Below are 16,554 nucleotides of genomic sequence, written 5' to 3'. Positions count from 1 at the left end.
GCTCGAGGTTCAGGCCATCACCGATACGCCCGCAGAGACCGGTTTCGTCCATCTGAGGGTGCGCTCGGCCTATTCGCTGCTGGAAGGCGCGATCAAGGCGGGCAAGGTCGGCCGGCTGGCGGCCGATGCGGGCATGCCGGCGGTGGCCGTGGCTGACCGGGTCAACCTTTTCGGGGCGCTGGAGTTCTCCGAAGCGGCCAAGGGCGCCGGGGTGCAACCGTTGATCGCCTGTGCATTACCGGTCACCGGGATCGGCGGAAAGCGCGGCGAGCGCTGGGCCAAGACGCCGACGGTCGTGCTGATCTGCCAGAGCGAAAAGGGGTGGAGAAACCTCTGCGCCCTGTCGTCCGAAGCCTATCTGTTGGCGGGCGACGACGACCCCAATGTCGCCTGGAGCCGGGTGGCGGAACTGTCCGAGGGGCTGATCCTGCTGTCCGGCGGGCCCGACGGTCCCGTCGATCCCCTGTTCGTGCAGAACAAGCCGGGCGAAGCGGCCCGCACGCTGGCAACCATGGCCGGGGTGTTCGGCGACCGCTTCTATGTCGAGCTTCAGCGCCACGGCCTGGCGGATGAGGCCGCCGCCGAGCGTGGTCTGGTCGAATGGGCCTATGCCAACGACGTGCCGCTGACGGCGACCAATGACGTCCACTACGCGAAGCAGAACCAGGCGCGGTCGCACGACGCCCTGCTGTGCATCGCCGACGGGGCCTTCACCGGTCAGGAGGATCGCCGCCGGATCACCGACCAGCATTTCTTCAAGACGGCGGCCGAGATGCGGACCCTGTTCGCCGACCTGCCCGAGGCCTGCGACACCACGATCGAGATCGCACGGCGCTGCGCCTTCCTGGTCAAGACCCATCCGCCGATCCTGCCGCGCTTCGACGCCGGCGACGGGCGCACCGAGCCCGACGAGCTGATGCACCAGGCGCGCGAGGGTCTGAAGGCGCGTCTGAAACAGGTGACGCCGTCCGCACCCGAGGCCGACTACTGGACCCGGCTGGAGTGGGAGGTCGGGATCATCACCCAGATGGGCTTCCCCGGCTATTTCCTGATCGTTGCCGACTTCATCAAATGGGCCAAGTCGCACGGGATTCCGGTCGGGCCGGGGCGGGGGTCGGGGGCCGGGTCTCTGGTCGCCTGGGCCCTGACCATCACCGATCTCGACCCCCTGCGGTTCGGCCTGCTGTTCGAGCGGTTCCTGAATCCCGAGCGGGTCTCCATGCCCGACTTCGACATCGACTTCTGCCAGGAGCGGCGCGAGGAGGTGATCACCTATGTGCAGGAGCGATACGGCAAGGACCGGGTCGCCCAGATCATCACCTTCGGCACGCTTCAGGCGCGGGCCGTTCTGCGCGACGTCGGTCGGGTGCTGCAGATGCCGCTCGGTCAGGTCGACCGGCTCTGCAAGATGGTGCCGAACAACCCGGCCAATCCCACGACCCTGGCCCAGGCCATCGAGATCGAACCGCGTCTGAGAGAGGCCCGCGACGCCGAGCCGGCCGTGGCCAATCTGCTGGCGACGTCGCTGGAGCTGGAAGGTCTCTACCGCAACGCCTCGACCCACGCCGCCGGCATCGTCATCGGCGACCGGCCCCTGGTCGAACTGACGCCCCTCTATCAGGACCCGCGCTCGGACATTCCGGCCACCCAGTTCAACATGAAATGGGTCGAGCCGGCCGGGCTGGTGAAGTTCGACTTCCTCGGCCTGAAGACCCTGACGGTTCTGGACCGGGCCCACGGCTATCTGAGCCGCAGGGGCGCCGCGCTGGACTTCAACCTGCTGCCGCTGGACGACACATCGACCTATGAGCTGATGGCCTCGGGCCAGACAGTCGGGGTGTTCCAGCTGGAATCCCAGGGCATGCGCGACACCCTGAGGAAGATGCGCTGCGGCTCGATCGAGGAGATCACTGCCCTGATCTCCCTCTACCGGCCGGGCCCGATGGAGATGATCGACACCTATATCGACCGCAAGTTCGGACGACAGGAGGTCGACTACCTGCATCCGTCCCTGCGGGAGACGCTGTCGGAGACCTACGGCGTCATCATCTACCAGGAACAGGTGATGAAGATCGCCCAGATCCTGGCCGGCTATTCTCTCGGCGAGGCCGACCTACTTCGACGCGCCATGGGCAAGAAGAAGAAGGAGGAGATGGACATCCAGAAGGCGCGCTTCATCGCCGGCGCCTCCGAAAAGTCCGTGCCGGAACAGCAGTCTGACGGCATCTTCGAACTGGTGGCCAAGTTCGCCGGCTATGGCTTCAACAAGTCGCACGCCGCCGCCTATGCGCTGATTTCGTATCAGACCGGCTGGCTGAAGGCGAACCACCCGGTCGAGTTCTTCGCCGCCTCGATGTCGCTGGACCTGTCCAACACCGACAAGCTGGCGGTCTTCTATCAGGATGCCCGCAAGTTCGGGGTGCCGGTGCGGGCGCCCGACGTGAACGCCTCCTCGGCCGACTTCGATGTGATCTGGGACGACGAGGGCAAGGGCGCGGTCCTGTACGCGCTGGGCGCCATCCGCAACGTGGGCCTCGAGGCCATGAAGCACGTCGTCGAGGTGCGGGAGACCGGCGGGCGATTCACTGACATCTTCGACTTCCTGGAACGGGTCGATCCGCGCGCGGTCAACAAGCGGGCGCTGGAAGGTCTGGCCAGGGCCGGGGCGTTCGACAGCATCCACCCGAACCGTCGCCAGTTGTTCGAACAGGCCGATGTGCTGATGGCCTATTGCCAGAGCGTGGCGGCGGACCGGACCTCATCGCAGGTCAGTCTGTTCGGCGCCGATCAGGCAGCGGCGTCGCGGCCACGCCTCAAGAGCGTCGAACCCTGGATCGGGCCGGAACGACTGGATCAGGAACTGTCGGCGGTCGGATTCTATCTGTCCGGTCACCCGCTGGAGGACATGGAGGGGGCGTTGCGCCGGAAGCGCGTGACCTTCGTCGCCGAGGCGGTGCAGCGCGCCGAACAGGGCCACGACGCCTTCATGATGGCCGGCGTCGTCCGCCGTCGTCAGGAGCGCGCCAGTGCCAAGAACGGTGAGAAATTCGCCTTCGTCACCTTCTCCGATCCGACCGGCGAGTTCGAATGTCTGTTCCCGCCGGAACAGCTGAGGAAATGCCGCGACCTGCTGGAGGTCGGTTCGGCCCTGATGGTTCGGGTGCGGGTCAAATCGGCGGACGGCGAGGTGCGGTTCTTCGGCGACGACTGCTCGCGGCTCGATACGCTGGTGGACGATGCCTCGGTGGGGCTGCGGGTCCATGTGTCCGCGCGATCAACGGACCCGGCAGCGATTCAGGCCCGGCTGGCGCGAGCTGAGGCGCAGGGCAAGGGCGGCGAAATCACCCTGATTGCCTCGCTGGACGGACGGCGAGAGGTCGAGATGCGGCTGCCGGGGCGCTACCGGCTGGACGGGGCGTTGCGCGGGGCGCTGAAGTCGGCCCCCGGGGTGCTGATGCTGGAGGACGCATGAGGTCGGCCCGGCTGTCTTTCAGGTGAATTCCTCCCCGTTTTGCGCAAGGATCATTGATCCGCTCTGGTGCGCTCAAGCCCTGTCCCGCCGGGAGAGGGTTGCTTTCCTGGCAGTCCAGGCCTAGAAGCCCGCCCACTTCACACGCAGGCGTGGCGCGTTTCGGGGAGACATCCTGAAGCGCTCCGTTCCGAGGGACCATCCGGTCCTTTCACCGCCTGCGGCGGAATAATCGGAAAAAGGACTTCCAAAGATGGCTCTGCCAGACTTCTCCATGCGCACCCTGCTCGAAGCCGGCGCTCACTTCGGCCACCAGACGCACCGGTGGAACCCGAAGATGGAGCGCTACATCTTCGGCTCGCGCTCGAACATCCACATCATCGACCTGTCGCAGACGATGCCGCTGTTCCACCAGGCTCTGGTGGCCGTGCGCGAAGTCGCCGCCAAGGGTGGTCGCGTCCTGTTCGTCGGCACCAAGCGCCAGGCCGCAGAGCCGGTCGCCGAGGCCGCCAAGCGCTGCGCCCAGTATTATATGAACAACCGCTGGCTCGGCGGCACCCTGACCAACTGGAAGACCGTGTCCGGCTCCATCGCGCGCCTGCGCGAGCTGGAAGGCATCCTGGAGCGCGGCGGCGAGGGCCGGGTCAAGAAGGAACTGGTCAACCTTGGCCGCGAGAAGGAAAAGCTGGAGCTGTCGCTGGGCGGCATCCGCGACATGGGCTCGATCCCGGACATCATGTTCGTGATCGACACCAACAAGGAAGCGATCGCGATCCTTGAGGCCCGCAAGCTGAACATCCCGATCATCGCCATTCTGGACACCAACTCGGACCCCGACGGCATCACCTATCCGATCCCGGGCAACGATGACGCCGCGCGCGCCATCCAGACCTATTGCGATCTGATCGCCGACGCCGTCCTCGACGGTCTGGCCGCCGGCGCCGCCCATTCGGGCGTCGATCTGGGCGCTTCGGAAAACCCCGTCGAGCCGATGCTGGCCGAGGCTTCGGCCCCGGTTGAAGCCGACGCCGCCCCCGCGGGCGCCGAGGCTGTCGCCGAGGAAATGCTGGCGGCTTCGGGTGAAGAAACCCCCGTCGAAGAGCCGGCTGCTGAAGAAGAGCAAGCCAACGCCTGATCGGATCGGTCCGGCGATCCGGGCCGTCCGCAAAACTGACACGCGGCCGGGGTAATTCCCCGGCCGCTCACGCATTCAAGACTCAGGAGACCAGAAATGGCCGAGATCACCGCCGCCCTCGTCATGGAACTGCGCGCCAAGTCCGGCGTCGGCATGATGGACTGCAAAAAGGCGCTTCAGGAAACCGACGGCGACATCAGCGCCGCGATCGACTGGCTGCGCGCCAAGGGCCTGTCCAAGGCCGCCAAGAAGGCCGACCGCGTCGCTGCCGAGGGCCTGGTGGCCGTCGCCAGCCGTGAAGACGGCAAGGGCGAAATCGGTGCCGCCATCGAGTTCAACTCGGAAACGGACTTCGTCGCCCGCAACGAGCTGTTCCAGAACGCCGCCAAGGCCTTCGCCGAGAAGGGTCTGGAGCACCACACCGTCGAGGCGCTGCATGGCGCCGAGCTGGAAAACGGCAACACGATCCAGGCCGAGGTCACCAACATGATCGCGACCATCGGCGAGAACATGCAGCTGCGTCGCGCCGCTCGCCTGTCGGTCGATGAAGGCGTCGTCGCCTCCTACGTCCACAATGCCGTGGCACCGGGCCTCGGCCGCATCGGCGTGCTGGTCGCCCTGCACGGCGGCGGCGACAAGGTCGCCCTGCGTGAACTGGGCCGCAAGATCGCCATGCACGTCGCCGCGACCGCTCCGCTGTCGCTGAACACGGACGATCTGGACCCGGCCGCCGTCGAGAAGGAACGCGCTGTCCTGACCGAGAAGGCCAAGGAAGAGGGCAAGCCGGAAAACATGATCGCCAAGATCGTTGAAGGCCAGATCAACAAGTTCCAGAAGGACGTGGTGCTGACCAAGCAGCCGTTCGTCATGAACCCTGACGTGACCATCGAACAACTGGTGGCCGACACGGGCAAGGAACTGGGCGCTCCGGGCCTGCATCTGGCCGGCTTCGTCCGCCTGGCCCTGGGCGAGGGCGTAGAGAAGGTCGAAGGGCCGGACTTCGCCGCCGAGGTCGCCTCGATGATGGCTCCGCAAGCCTAGGCGCAAACACTTTGTGACACCCGGGGCGCGTTCGGCTTTGAAGCCGGACGCGCCCTTCGTCTATAAAGACCCGCCGATTCTCCACGAAACGAGACCCCCATGCCGACTTCTGACAGCGCCCCCAGATACAAGAAGGTGCTGCTGAAGGTGTCGGGCGAGGTCCTGATGGGGGATCAGGGTTATGGCATCGACATGCACACGGTCGACACGGTGGCGGCGGCCATCGCCCGCGTGGTCAAGGGCGGGACCCAGGTCTGCCTGGTCATCGGCGGCGGCAACATCTTCCGCGGGCTGTCGACGGCGGCGGCGGACATGGAGCGGGCCAGCGCTGACTATATGGGCATGCTGGCCACCGTCATGAACGCCCTGGCCATGCAGAACGCGCTGGAGAAGATCGGCGTCGACACACGGGTGCAGAGTGCAATCCCCATGGCCGCCATTGCCGAGCCCTACATCCGTCGTCGCGCCGTGCGCCACATGGAGAAGGGCAGGGTGGTGATCTTCGCCGCCGGCACCGGCAATCCCTATTTCACGACCGATACGGCCGCCGCCCTGCGTGCCGCCGAAATGGGTTGCGACGCCCTGCTGAAGGGAACCTCCGTGGACGGCGTCTATTCCGCTGATCCGAAGAAGGACAAGACCGCGACCCGCTACGACCACCTGACCTACCAGGACGTGCTGTCGCAGAACCTGAAGGTCATGGACGCCGCCGCCATCGCCTTGATGCGCGAGTCGAAGATCCCGATCGTCGTGTTTTCGATCCGCGAGGAAGATTCACTGCGCAAGGTGCTGAAAGCCAAGGGAACGTTCACAGTCATCAGTGACGCTCCGCCCAAAGCGGCCTGAAAAGAACACGAACGAGGAGACCCCGATGGCCAAGCCCGATCTGAAGACCTATCGCGACCGCATGGACAAGGCAGTGTCCTCGCTGAAGGAAGAGTTCCAGGGTCTTCGGACCGGCCGCGCCAACGCCGGCCTGCTGGACCCGGTCCAGGTGCAGGCCTACGGCTCGTCCTCGCCTCTGAACGCCGTGGCGGCGATCAGCGTACCCGAGCCGCGGATGATCTCGGTCAGCGTCTGGGACAAGTCTATGGTCGGACCGGTCGAGAAGGCCATCCGCGCCGCCGGTCTGGGCCTGAACCCGATCGTCGACGGCCAGACCCTGCGCATCCCGGTGCCGCCCCTGACCGAGGAGCGCCGCAAGGAACTGGCCAAGCTGGCCGGCAAATACGCTGAAACGCAGAAGATTTCGGTCCGCAACGTCCGCCGCGACGCCAATGACGACCTCAAGAAGGCCGAGAAGGCGGGCGACATCAGCCAGGACGAGCAAAAGAAGATGGAAACCGAGGTTCAGAAGGATACGGACGCGGCCATCAAGCGCATCGACGAGACCTTGAAGACCAAGGAAGTTGAGATCATGCAGGTTTGAGGCTCCTCCTCGAATCTCGACAGAACGGATAGCGGATGACGGCCCCCACCGGCGACATGCCGGCCCCTGACGCGGGGCCCCGGCATGTCGCACTGATCATGGACGGCAACGGTCGCTGGGCTCAGGCTCGCGGTCTCCCCCGGGCCATGGGCCATCGCGAGGGAGTCCAGGCGCTGAAACGCACCGTTCAGGCGGCACCGAAGTTCGGCATCGAATGCCTGACCGTGTTCGGCTTCTCGACCGAGAACTGGCGGCGTCCCGCGGACGAGGTCTCTGACCTGATGGGACTGGTCAGGTCCTATGTGGCCAGCGATCTGAACCGGCTGGAGCGAGAGGGTGTGCGGGTGCGCGTACTGGGGCGCCGGAAGGGGCTACCCGCCGACATCGCTGCCATCGTCGAACGGGCGGAGCGATCAACGGCGCACAACAATCGTTTCCTGCTGCAGGTCGCCTTCAACTATGGCGGCCGTGCGGACATCGTCGATGCGGCCCAGGCCTATGTGGATCAACTGCTGGCCGGTCAGGCGACCGGGCCGCTGGACGAGGCGGCCCTGGGCCTGGGCCTGTCGACGGCAGGCGGACCGCCGGTGGACCTGATTGTGCGAACCTCAGGCGAGCAGAGGCTTTCGAACTTCCTCCTGTGGGAGGCGGCCTATGCCGAGCTGGTCTATCAGAACGTGCTGTGGCCCGACTATGGAGCAGAGGCCCTCGGCGACGCGGTGCGTCAGTACCAGCAGCGCGACCGGCGGTTCGGCGCGATCGCGGTCGAGCCGGCGCTCGCGGTCAGCTGATGGCGTTCAAGGTGCGCGACATGGGGCTGCGCGCCGCCTCGGCCATCGTGCTGGCGCCCCTGGCGCTGCTGGCGGTCTGGTTCGGTGGACCCTGGATCCTCGGCGTCCTGCTGATCGCCTGCGTGGTCCTGTCCATGGAATGGGCCAGGATGAGCGCGCCGGCCGACTGGAAGGCCATCGCCGCCGCCGTCGCGCTCGCGCTCGTCGCCACGCTTCTGTCCAACCCCAATCAGGCCCTGTCCTTCAGTCTCGTGCTGCTGGTGTTCGGCGCGGCAGCGGCCGGTGTGTTCGCGAGGGCCCGTGGGCAGTCGGGCGTCGATGCGGCCTATGGCGTGCTCTACCTCGGTTGGCCGGCCCTTCTGCTGATCTGGCTGCGGGACGGGAACACGGCGGTCGGCTTCTACTGGGTGACGCTGGCCTTCGTCGTCGCCTGGGCCTCGGACATTGTGGCCTTCCTGGTCGGAAGCGCCGTGGGCGGACCGAAATTGTGGCCCCGCTACTCGCCCAACAAGACCTGGTCCGGTTTCGTCGGCGGCCTGGTGGCCGGGACCGTGGCCGGGGCCGCCATGGCGGCCCTGCCCGAGGCGGGCGTGCGCTCGATCGGATGGAGCGCGCTTCTCGGTCTGGCCGCCGCACTCGCGACCATGGCCGGCGACCTGTGGGAATCGGCGTTGAAGCGGCGGTTCGGGGTCAAGGATGCGGGCAACCTGATCCCCGGCCACGGCGGACTGATGGATCGGGTCGACGGGCTGATGTTCGCCATCGTGGTCGTCGCCGTCGGACGAACGCTGGCCAACTATTTCGGCGCGGGCACGTGATCCGGCGTCGCGTGACCGTGCTGGGGTCTACCGGATCGGTCGGGGCCTCGACCCTGGACCTGATGGATCAGGCCGAACGGGCCGGGACCGGCGCTTTCGAGGTCGTCGCCCTGACCGGCGGAAAGAATATCGAGCGGCTGGCCGCCCAGGCGCGTCGCTGGCGGCCCGCCGTGGCGGTGACGGCCGATCCAGGTCGGCTGGAGGCGTTGCGGAGCGCCTTGACCGGCACCGGTATCGCCGTGGCGGCGGGAGAGGCGGCCGTCGTCGAGGCGGCGACACGACCGGCCGATCTCGTCATGGCGGCTATTGTCGGGGCGGCGGGGCTGAAGTCCGCCTGGGCCGCCGCCGCAACAGGCGCAACGCTTGCGTTGGCCAACAAGGAAAGCCTGGTCTGTTGCGGTCGTGCGCTGATTGAACGGGTGACGGCGTCCGGCGGGCGGCTGATCCCGGTCGATTCCGAGCATTCGGCCATCTTCCAGGTCTTTCCGGCCGAGGCACCCGGGCGCGTGGCGCGGCTGATCCTCACGGCTTCGGGCGGTCCCTTCCGCAAGACCTCGCGTGCCGACATGGCCGCCATGACGCCCGAACAGGCCGTCGCCCATCCCAACTGGAGCATGGGCGCCAAGATTTCGGTCGACAGCGCCACCATGGCCAACAAGGGCCTTGAGATGATCGAGGCGGCCTATCTGTTCGACATGCCGGTCGACCGGATCGACGTCGTCGTCCACCCCGAATCGATCATCCACAGCCTGGTCGAGTTCATCGACGGCTCGACCCTGGCCCAGATGGGGCCGCCGGACATGAAGACGCCCATCGCCTGCGCCCTCGCCTGGCCGGACCGGATGGCCTGGCCGGCGCCGAAGCTGGACCTCGCGGCGCTGGGCCGTCTGACCTTCGAGGCCCCCGATCCGGAGCGGTTCCCTTCGCTGAAACTGGCGCGCGAGGCGCTGGAGGCGGGCAGGGGGGCACCCACCGTCTTCAACGCCGCCAACGAGGTCGCGGCCCTGGCCTTCCTTGACCGTCGTCTGGCCTTTCTCAATATTGCCGCAGTCGTCGCCGAAACCCTTGATCGGATGACGAAGACGGGGGCGGATGCCGATTTCGACGATGCTTGCGCCGGCGCACTCGCGCTCGATGCTCGTGCCCGCCGGGTCGCGATCGAAATCGTCGGGGATCTGGCGCTCGCCGCCTGAGCCATTCGGCTCGGGGGCATTGGAGACGGCATGCTGAACGCGCTGGGACAGGCCCTGATCTACGTCGTGCCGTTTTTGCTGGTGCTGACGGTCATCGTCACCATCCATGAGCTGGGCCACTTCCTGGTGGCGCGCGCCTTCGGCGTGAAAGTCGACCGGTTCGCCATCGGCTTTGGAAAGGCCCTTTTCAGCCGCACGGACCGGAACGGCATAGAATGGCGCGTCGGCTGGATGCCGCTGGGCGGCTATGTGAAATTCTCCGGTGACATGGATGCGTCCAGCGTGCCGGACAGCCGGGGGCTGGACTCGCTGAAGTCCGAGATCATCGCCCGGGACGGAGTCGGGGCAGAGCGCGACTATTTCCACTTCAAGCCGGTCTGGCAGCGGATGCTGATCGTTGCCGCCGGGCCGGCAGCGAACTTCATCCTCGCTATCTTCATCTTCACCGTCCTGTTTTCGGCGATCGGAGACAGGCTTCGGCCGGCCCAGGTCGCCGACGTCACCGCGGGATCGCCGGCCGCCGCTGCCGGATTCCAGACAGGCGATCTGATCACAGCGATCAACGGCCGGGTCATCGGCGACGCCGGCGAGGTTACGCGCAAGGTCACCCTGTCCAGCGGCGACGCCCTGCGCTTTACCGTGGAGCGAAACGGGGGCCCGATCGAACTGGTCGCCACGCCCGTTCGTCGGACCGAGACGGATCCCATCGCCGGACGCGTCAGCGTGGGCCGCATCGGCCTGTCACTGACCAGTTCGCCGGGGACCACGCGTTACATCCGCTACAATCCGGTCGAGGCGGTCGGTCGCGGCGTTCGCGAGACAGGCGACATTCTGGGTACGACCCTGACCTACCTCGGACGGATATTCACCGGCCGCGAGTCGGGCGACCAGCTCAGCGGCCCGCTGGGCATCGCCAAGGCTTCCGGCGCCCTGACCAATGCGGCGGTGGCCGCGAATCCCGATCCGGGCACCATGGCGCTGAACCTGCTGCTGACGCTAACCAGCTTCGCCGCCATACTTTCGATCGGAATCGGCTTTCTAAACCTCCTGCCCATCCCCGTTCTGGATGGCGGACATCTGGTCTTCTACGCCTACGAGGCTGTGGCCAAGAAACCCGTTGCCGCCAACGTTCAGGAGGCGGGATACCGGGTCGGTCTTGCTTTGCTGGCGGGTTTGATGTTGTTCGCGACCTGGAACGACCTGCAGAAATCGAACGTGTTCCAATTCCTCGGCGGGCTCGTCAGTTGAGCCTACGCCAGCCCCCGATGGTTCCCCGCATGATCCTGAACGACCTCCGCGCCGCTTCCAACCCGGGTGACCGCAACCTGCGCAGGAGCTGCGCAGCGACCGCAAGCCTGCTGGCGCTTGTCGCAGGGGCACCGGCCCTCGCCCAGACGGCCCCTGCAGCCCCGACGGCTCCGGCTGCCCAGCAGGCCGCACAGTCCGAGACCGGAGTGGTCAACCGCATCCTGGTCCAGGGCAACCAGCGCATCGACCAGACCACGGTCCTGTCCTACCTGCCGATCCAGCCGGGCGACACGATCGATCCGGTCATCCTGGACGTCGCGATCCGCACACTGACGCGCACCCAGCTGTTCGCCGACATCCAGATCGGCCTGCAGCCCAACGGCGACCTGGTCGTTCGCATCGTCGAGAACCCGATCATCAACCAGGTGGTGTTCGAGGGGAACGGCGCGATCAGCGAGGACAAGCTGCGCGAGGAAGTGACCATCGCGCCGCGCGGCATCTACACCCGCGCCCGGGTCCAGGAGGACGTGGGCAAGATCATCGAGCTCTACCGCCTGTCCGGCCGCATCTCGGCGAACGTGACGCCCAAGCTGGTCCAGCTGGAACAGAACCGTGTCGACCTGATCTTCGAGATCGACGAGGGCCCGGAGACGGGCGTCCAGTCGATCACCTTCCTCGGCAACACCGCCTACTCCGACAGCGAGCTGCGCGAGGTCATGGTGACCAAGCAGACGCAGTGGTGGCGTATGTTCACCAAGAACGACAACTACGACCCGGGCCGCCTGGATTACGACCGCGAGCAGCTGCGGAAATTCTACACCAACCGCGGCTACTACGACTTCCGCATCACCTCGGCCGTGGCCGAGCTGGCGCCGGACGACAGCGCCTTCGCCATGACGCTGACGGTCGACGAGGGTGACAGGTACAATTTCGGCGACATCCAGGTCGTCACCGAGAACGATCGCTTGAACGCGGACTTCCTGGAGCTGCTGCTGCCGATCCGCACGGGTGACCTGTACGAGAGCGACAAGATCGAGAGTTCGGTCGACGCCCTGACCTTCGCGGCAGGCTCGGCGGGCTACGCCTTCGTCGACATCAATCCGAGCTACCGGCCGAACCCGGAAACCGACACCATCGACGTCACGTTCAACGTGTCGGAAGGCCAGCGTGTCTACGTCGACCGCATCAACGTCATCGGCAACACCCGCACCATCGATCCGGTCATCCGGCGCGAGCTGATGCTGACCGAGGGCGACGCCTTCAACCGCACCCTGCTGGAGCGGTCGCGCAACAATCTGCGGGCCCTGGGCTTCTTCAAGGAAGTCACCGTCGACGAAACCCGCGGCGCCGCGCCGGACCGCTCGATCATCAACGTTACCGTCGAGGAACAGCCGACCGGCGAACTCTCCGTCGGTGCCGGCTTCAGCTCGGTCGACAGCTTCGTGGTCAACCTGGGCATTTCGGAGCGGAACTTCCGCGGCCGGGGTCAGAACTTTGTCGCCCGGGTCGAATGGGGTTCGCTGCGCCAGCAGGTCGACTTCCGCTTCACCGAGCCCCGCTTCCTCGGCCGGGACATCGGGGCCGGTTTCGACCTGTTCCACTCGCGCTACGACTTCCAGCAGGAATCCTCGTTCGACTATCGGTCGACCGGTGCCGGCCTTCGTCTCACCTATCCGCTGAACGGCTACAGCCGTCTGTCGACGCGCTACTTCATCAAGGACGATGAGATCCTGGTGCCGATCGGTTACTGCGATACCAGCGGCGCCGGTTCGTCCGCCTTGTGCGAACAGGTCGGTGCCTCGCTGAATTCATCCGTCGGCTATACTCTGGTGGTGGACCGCCGGAACGACCCGGTGCGGGCGACTCGAGGCTGGACCAGCTCGCTCCGTCAGGATTTCGCCGGCCTCGGCGGCGACGTGAACTATGTGAAGACCGAGGTGGACGCGACCCTCTACTACGGCATCACGCCCAGCTGGATCGTCACCGTTGCGGGCTCCGCCGGCTATGTTTCGGGCTGGGCCGGCGACGCGATTCGCATCAACGACCGCTTCTTCAAGGGCGGCAACAGCTTCCGTGGCTTCGAGAACGCCGGCATGGGTCCGCGCGATCTGACGACCCAGGACGCGCTGGGCGGCAATTTCTACGCCGTCGGCACGGTCGAACTGACCCTGCCGAACATTTTGCCGGAACAGTACGGCATCAAGACATCGCTGTTCGCCGACGTCGGCACCCTGGGTGTTCTGGACAACCGCTACACCCTCGGAACCAATGGCCTGCCGGACACCTCCATTGCAGACGACCTGTCACTGCGGGCCTCCGCTGGTCTCAGCGTTCACTGGAAGTCGCCGATGGGCCCGATCCGGTTCGACTTCAGCCAGATTCTGAGCAACGAAGAGTACGACCGGACCGAGACCTTCCGCTTCTCGACCTCAACCCAGTTCTAAGCCCGGGCCTGTCGGCCCTATAAGGTTACCCATGAAAATCCTCGCTATCGGCGCTTTTGCCCTGGCCTCGCTCGTCGCCTCCACCGCCGTCGCCCAGACCCAGGGTCCGCAGAACCCCGGCCCCTCGATCCCGGGCGTGTGCGTCTATTTCAACCAGCAGCTTCTGGCGACCTCGACCGCCGGTCAGGCCGTTCAGGCCCGCATGGAACAGCTGGCGACGGAAGTTCAGGGCGAACTGGCCCCTTACGCAACCTCGATCCAGAACGAGATCACATTGCTGCAACAGGGCGGTCAGGCCGCTGACCCCGACGGCGCTCGCCGCACCGCCCTGCAGGCTCGCATCGCGGAAGCCCAGACCCTGGAACAGACCCGTCAGGACGAGCTGCGTTACACCCTGTCGGAACAGCGCCGCCTGATCTCGGCCCAGGTCGAGCCGATCCTGGTCACTGTCTATCAGGAGCGCGGCTGCGGCATCCTGATCGACCGTGAGAGCGTATTCATCCTGAACCCGGCCATGGACGTCACCGAGGTGGTCATCCAGCGCCTGAACACGGCCTTGCCGACCCTGACGTTCAACCGCCTGCCGATCCCGGTCCAGGCTCAGTAAAGGCGCAGGGCATGACGCCCGACGCCCGTTTCTTCGATACGCTGAGCCCGCTCGGCATCGACGACCTCGCGGCCCTGACGGGCGGCGAGGTCGTTCGCACTTCAGGCGTCCGCATCGCGCGTGTCGCGCCTTTGGCGACGGCCGACGCCCGGGCTGTGGCCTTCCTCGGGGACCGGAAATTCCTTCAGGCCCTCGGATCGACCGCCGCAGGCTGCGTGATCGTGCCGCCGGAGGCCGTGGAGGCTGCTCCAGCCGGGTCGGCCGTCATCGTCTCCCGCAGGCCCCAGGCCGCCTGGGCTGCCGCCGCCGTGGCCCTGCACCGGCCGGTCGGCCTTATCGCAACCTCGCCGGCTGAGGTCTGCGAGGACGACAGCGTCGTGATTGAGCCCGGCGTGGTCCTGGGGCAGGGCGCGCGGATCGGTCGGGGCAGCCGCATCGGCGCCAATACCGTGATCGGGCCGGGCGTCCAGATCGGCCGCGACTGCGACATCGGCCCCAACGTCACCGTCCGCTTCGCCCTGATCGGCGACCGGGTGAAGATCTATGCCGGCGCACGGCTGGGCGAGGCCGGGTTCGGGGCGGCGGGCGCGGCGACCGGCCCGGTCGACGTGCCCCAGCTGGGCCGTGTGATCATCCAGGACGGCGTGACCATCGGTGCCAACACCTGTATTGACCGCGGCGCGTTCGACGACACCGTGGTCGGTGAGAATACCAAGATCGATAACCTGGTCATGATCGCCCACAATTGCGTCATCGGTCGCAACTGCCTGATCGCGGGCCAGACGGGGATGTCAGGATCCGTGACGATCGGCGACGGCGTCATGTTCGGCGGCCAGGCGGGCGTGGGCGACCATTTCAGCATCGGCGTCGGCGCGCGGGTCGCGGCGGGCGCCGGCGTGCTGGCCGATATTCCGGCAGGCGAGACGTGGTCCGGCTATCCGGCCAAACCGATCCGTCAGTTCTTGCGCGAGACCGTCTGGGTGTCCAAACAGGCGGGGCGAAAGAGAGAGCGGACGGATGACTGAGCCTGGGGTGACGATCGACTACGCCGAGGTCATGCGCAGGCTGCCCCACCGCTATCCTTTCCTGCTGGTGGACAAGGCCGAGGCCTTCGTGGCGAGCACGTCCATCACCGGCATCAAGAACGTCACCCATAACGAGCCGTTCTTCCCGGGCCACTTTCCGATCGATCCGGTGATGCCGGGGGTCCTGATCGTCGAGGCCATGGCCCAGACGGGGGCCCTGCTGATGTCCAAGAGCCTGGACGTGGCGGTCGAAGGCAAGGTCATCATGTTCATGTCCATCGACGGTGTCCGCTTCAGGAAGCCGGCGCGGCCAGGCGATCAACTGAGGATGAACGTGATCGTGACGAAGCAGCGCGGCGACATCTTCAAGTTCCGGGGCGAGACCTTCATCGACGGCAAGCTGGCGGCCGAAGCCGACTTCGCCGCCATGGTGGTCACGGTCGACCAGCCGGTGACACCATGAGCCATATCCATCCTACCGCCATCGTGGACGGCTCGGTCGAGCTGGGCGCGGACGTGGCGATCGGGCCGTGGTGCACGGTCGGACCGGGCGTGATGCTCGACGCCGGCGTCCATCTGGTCAGCCATGTGGTGGTGCAGCAGGACACGACGGTCGGCGCCCGGACCGTGATCCATCCGTTCGCGGTGATCGGGGGCGACCCCCAGCACAACGGCTACAAGGGCGAGACCGTTCGGCTGGAGATCGGGTCGGACAACTCGATCCGCGAGCATGCGACCTTCAACCGGGGCACGCCGCAGGGATCGGGCGTCACCCGCGTCGGCTCCAACGGCCTGTTCATGACCGGCGCCCACGTCGGCCACGATGCGGTCGTCGGCGACAATGTGGTGATGGCCAACGGTGCGACCCTGGGCGGGCACGTACGCATCGGTGACAAGGTCTTCCTCGGCGGCCTGTGCGCCGTGCACCAGAACGGCCGGGTGGGACAGGGTGCGATCGTCGGCGGTCTGGCGGCCGTGACGCGCGACGTGATCCCCTACGGCTCCGCCTGGGGCAACCACGCCCGACTGCACGGCCTGAACCTGATCGGGCTGAAGCGGAAGGGCTACGACAAGACCGCAATCCGACGTTTGCTCGCCGCCAATCGAGACCTGTTCGAGGGCGACGGCGTGTTCGCCGACCGGCTGAATGCGGTCGAAGCGGGTTACGCCGACCTGCCGGAAATCATGGAGATCGTGGCTTTCATCCGCGAGGACGGCAAACGGCCCCTGTGCCTGCCGGGCGAATGACCAATCCCGGGCACCAAACCCGTCAAATTTCGTCGCCAACTCGACCAGTCGGCTGGTCAACCTCGCCAACTTCACCAAACGCCCAATTCGACCCGGGAGGCGGGTC

14 protein-coding genes are annotated in these 16,554 nt (G+C 66.4%); all 14 read left to right on the top strand.

What is annotated here, in order from left to right:
• The first annotated feature begins 16 nt into the window (after window positions 1–16).
• The 14 genes from dnaE (at window position 17) to lpxA (ending at window position 16,448) form a co-directional block, all read left to right on the top strand.
• On the top strand, window positions 17–3,472 hold the full coding sequence (gene dnaE / locus ACW18A_RS07745) for a DNA polymerase III subunit alpha (protein WP_492024365.1): 3,456 nt from the start codon (window positions 17–19) through the stop codon (window positions 3,470–3,472).
• A 250-nt stretch (window positions 3,473–3,722) separates the two neighbouring features.
• Window positions 3,723–4,604 carry a 30S ribosomal protein S2 gene (rpsB, locus tag ACW18A_RS07740; protein ID WP_492024194.1) on the top strand — a complete coding sequence of 294 codons (882 nt, stop codon included), beginning with the start codon at window positions 3,723–3,725 and terminating at the stop codon, window positions 4,602–4,604.
• A 96-nt stretch (window positions 4,605–4,700) separates the two neighbouring features.
• A complete protein-coding gene (gene tsf / locus ACW18A_RS07735) occupies window positions 4,701–5,645 on the top strand; it encodes a translation elongation factor Ts (protein ID WP_492024193.1) in 945 nt (314 codons plus the stop codon).
• 99 nt (window positions 5,646–5,744) lie between these two features.
• Window positions 5,745–6,491, top strand: coding sequence for a UMP kinase (pyrH, locus tag ACW18A_RS07730; RefSeq protein WP_492024192.1), 747 nt, complete (start codon window positions 5,745–5,747; stop codon window positions 6,489–6,491).
• A gap of 25 nt (window positions 6,492–6,516) precedes the next feature.
• Window positions 6,517–7,074: a ribosome recycling factor gene (gene frr, locus ACW18A_RS07725; RefSeq protein WP_492024191.1), complete on the top strand. Its 558-nt coding sequence runs from the start codon at window positions 6,517–6,519 to the stop codon at window positions 7,072–7,074.
• A gap of 35 nt (window positions 7,075–7,109) precedes the next feature.
• Complete coding sequence (uppS, locus tag ACW18A_RS07720) at window positions 7,110–7,865, top strand: polyprenyl diphosphate synthase (RefSeq protein ID WP_492024190.1); 756 nt, start codon at window positions 7,110–7,112, stop codon at window positions 7,863–7,865.
• The gene (locus ACW18A_RS07715; protein WP_492024189.1) at window positions 7,865–8,683 is read left to right on the top strand and encodes a phosphatidate cytidylyltransferase; all 819 of its coding nucleotides are present in this window, start codon (window positions 7,865–7,867) and stop codon (window positions 8,681–8,683) included. The genes uppS and ACW18A_RS07715 overlap by 1 nt, the downstream gene beginning before the upstream one ends.
• Window positions 8,680–9,876, top strand: a complete 1,197-nt coding sequence (gene dxr / locus ACW18A_RS07710; protein ID WP_492024188.1) for a 1-deoxy-D-xylulose-5-phosphate reductoisomerase — start codon at window positions 8,680–8,682, stop codon at window positions 9,874–9,876. The genes ACW18A_RS07715 and dxr overlap by 4 nt, the downstream gene beginning before the upstream one ends.
• Window positions 9,877–9,906: 30 nt before the next feature.
• Window positions 9,907–11,124, top strand: coding sequence for a M50 family metallopeptidase (locus ACW18A_RS07705; protein ID WP_492024187.1), 1,218 nt, complete (start codon window positions 9,907–9,909; stop codon window positions 11,122–11,124).
• 29 nt (window positions 11,125–11,153) lie between these two features.
• Entirely contained in the window at window positions 11,154–13,568 is a 2,415-nt protein-coding gene (bamA, locus tag ACW18A_RS07700) for an outer membrane protein assembly factor BamA (protein ID WP_492024186.1), read from the top strand.
• A 31-nt stretch (window positions 13,569–13,599) separates the two neighbouring features.
• The gene (locus ACW18A_RS07695; protein ID WP_492024185.1) at window positions 13,600–14,175 is read left to right on the top strand and encodes an OmpH/Skp family outer membrane protein; all 576 of its coding nucleotides are present in this window, start codon (window positions 13,600–13,602) and stop codon (window positions 14,173–14,175) included.
• Window positions 14,176–14,186: 11 nt separating this feature from the next.
• Window positions 14,187–15,200 carry a UDP-3-O-(3-hydroxymyristoyl)glucosamine N-acyltransferase gene (gene lpxD, locus ACW18A_RS07690; RefSeq protein ID WP_492024184.1) on the top strand — a complete coding sequence of 338 codons (1,014 nt, stop codon included), beginning with the start codon at window positions 14,187–14,189 and terminating at the stop codon, window positions 15,198–15,200.
• Window positions 15,193–15,663, top strand: coding sequence for a 3-hydroxyacyl-ACP dehydratase FabZ (gene fabZ, locus ACW18A_RS07685; protein WP_492024183.1), 471 nt, complete (start codon window positions 15,193–15,195; stop codon window positions 15,661–15,663). Before lpxD ends, fabZ begins: the two co-directional genes overlap by 8 nt.
• A complete protein-coding gene (gene lpxA / locus ACW18A_RS07680; RefSeq protein ID WP_492024182.1) occupies window positions 15,660–16,448 on the top strand; it encodes an acyl-ACP--UDP-N-acetylglucosamine O-acyltransferase in 789 nt (262 codons plus the stop codon). Before fabZ ends, lpxA begins: the two co-directional genes overlap by 4 nt.
• Window positions 16,449–16,554: the final 106 nt, after the last annotated feature.

Source organism: Brevundimonas sp. AVps5 (genome assembly GCF_058681515.1).
This window is presented reverse-complemented; position numbering and strand designations above follow the sequence as displayed.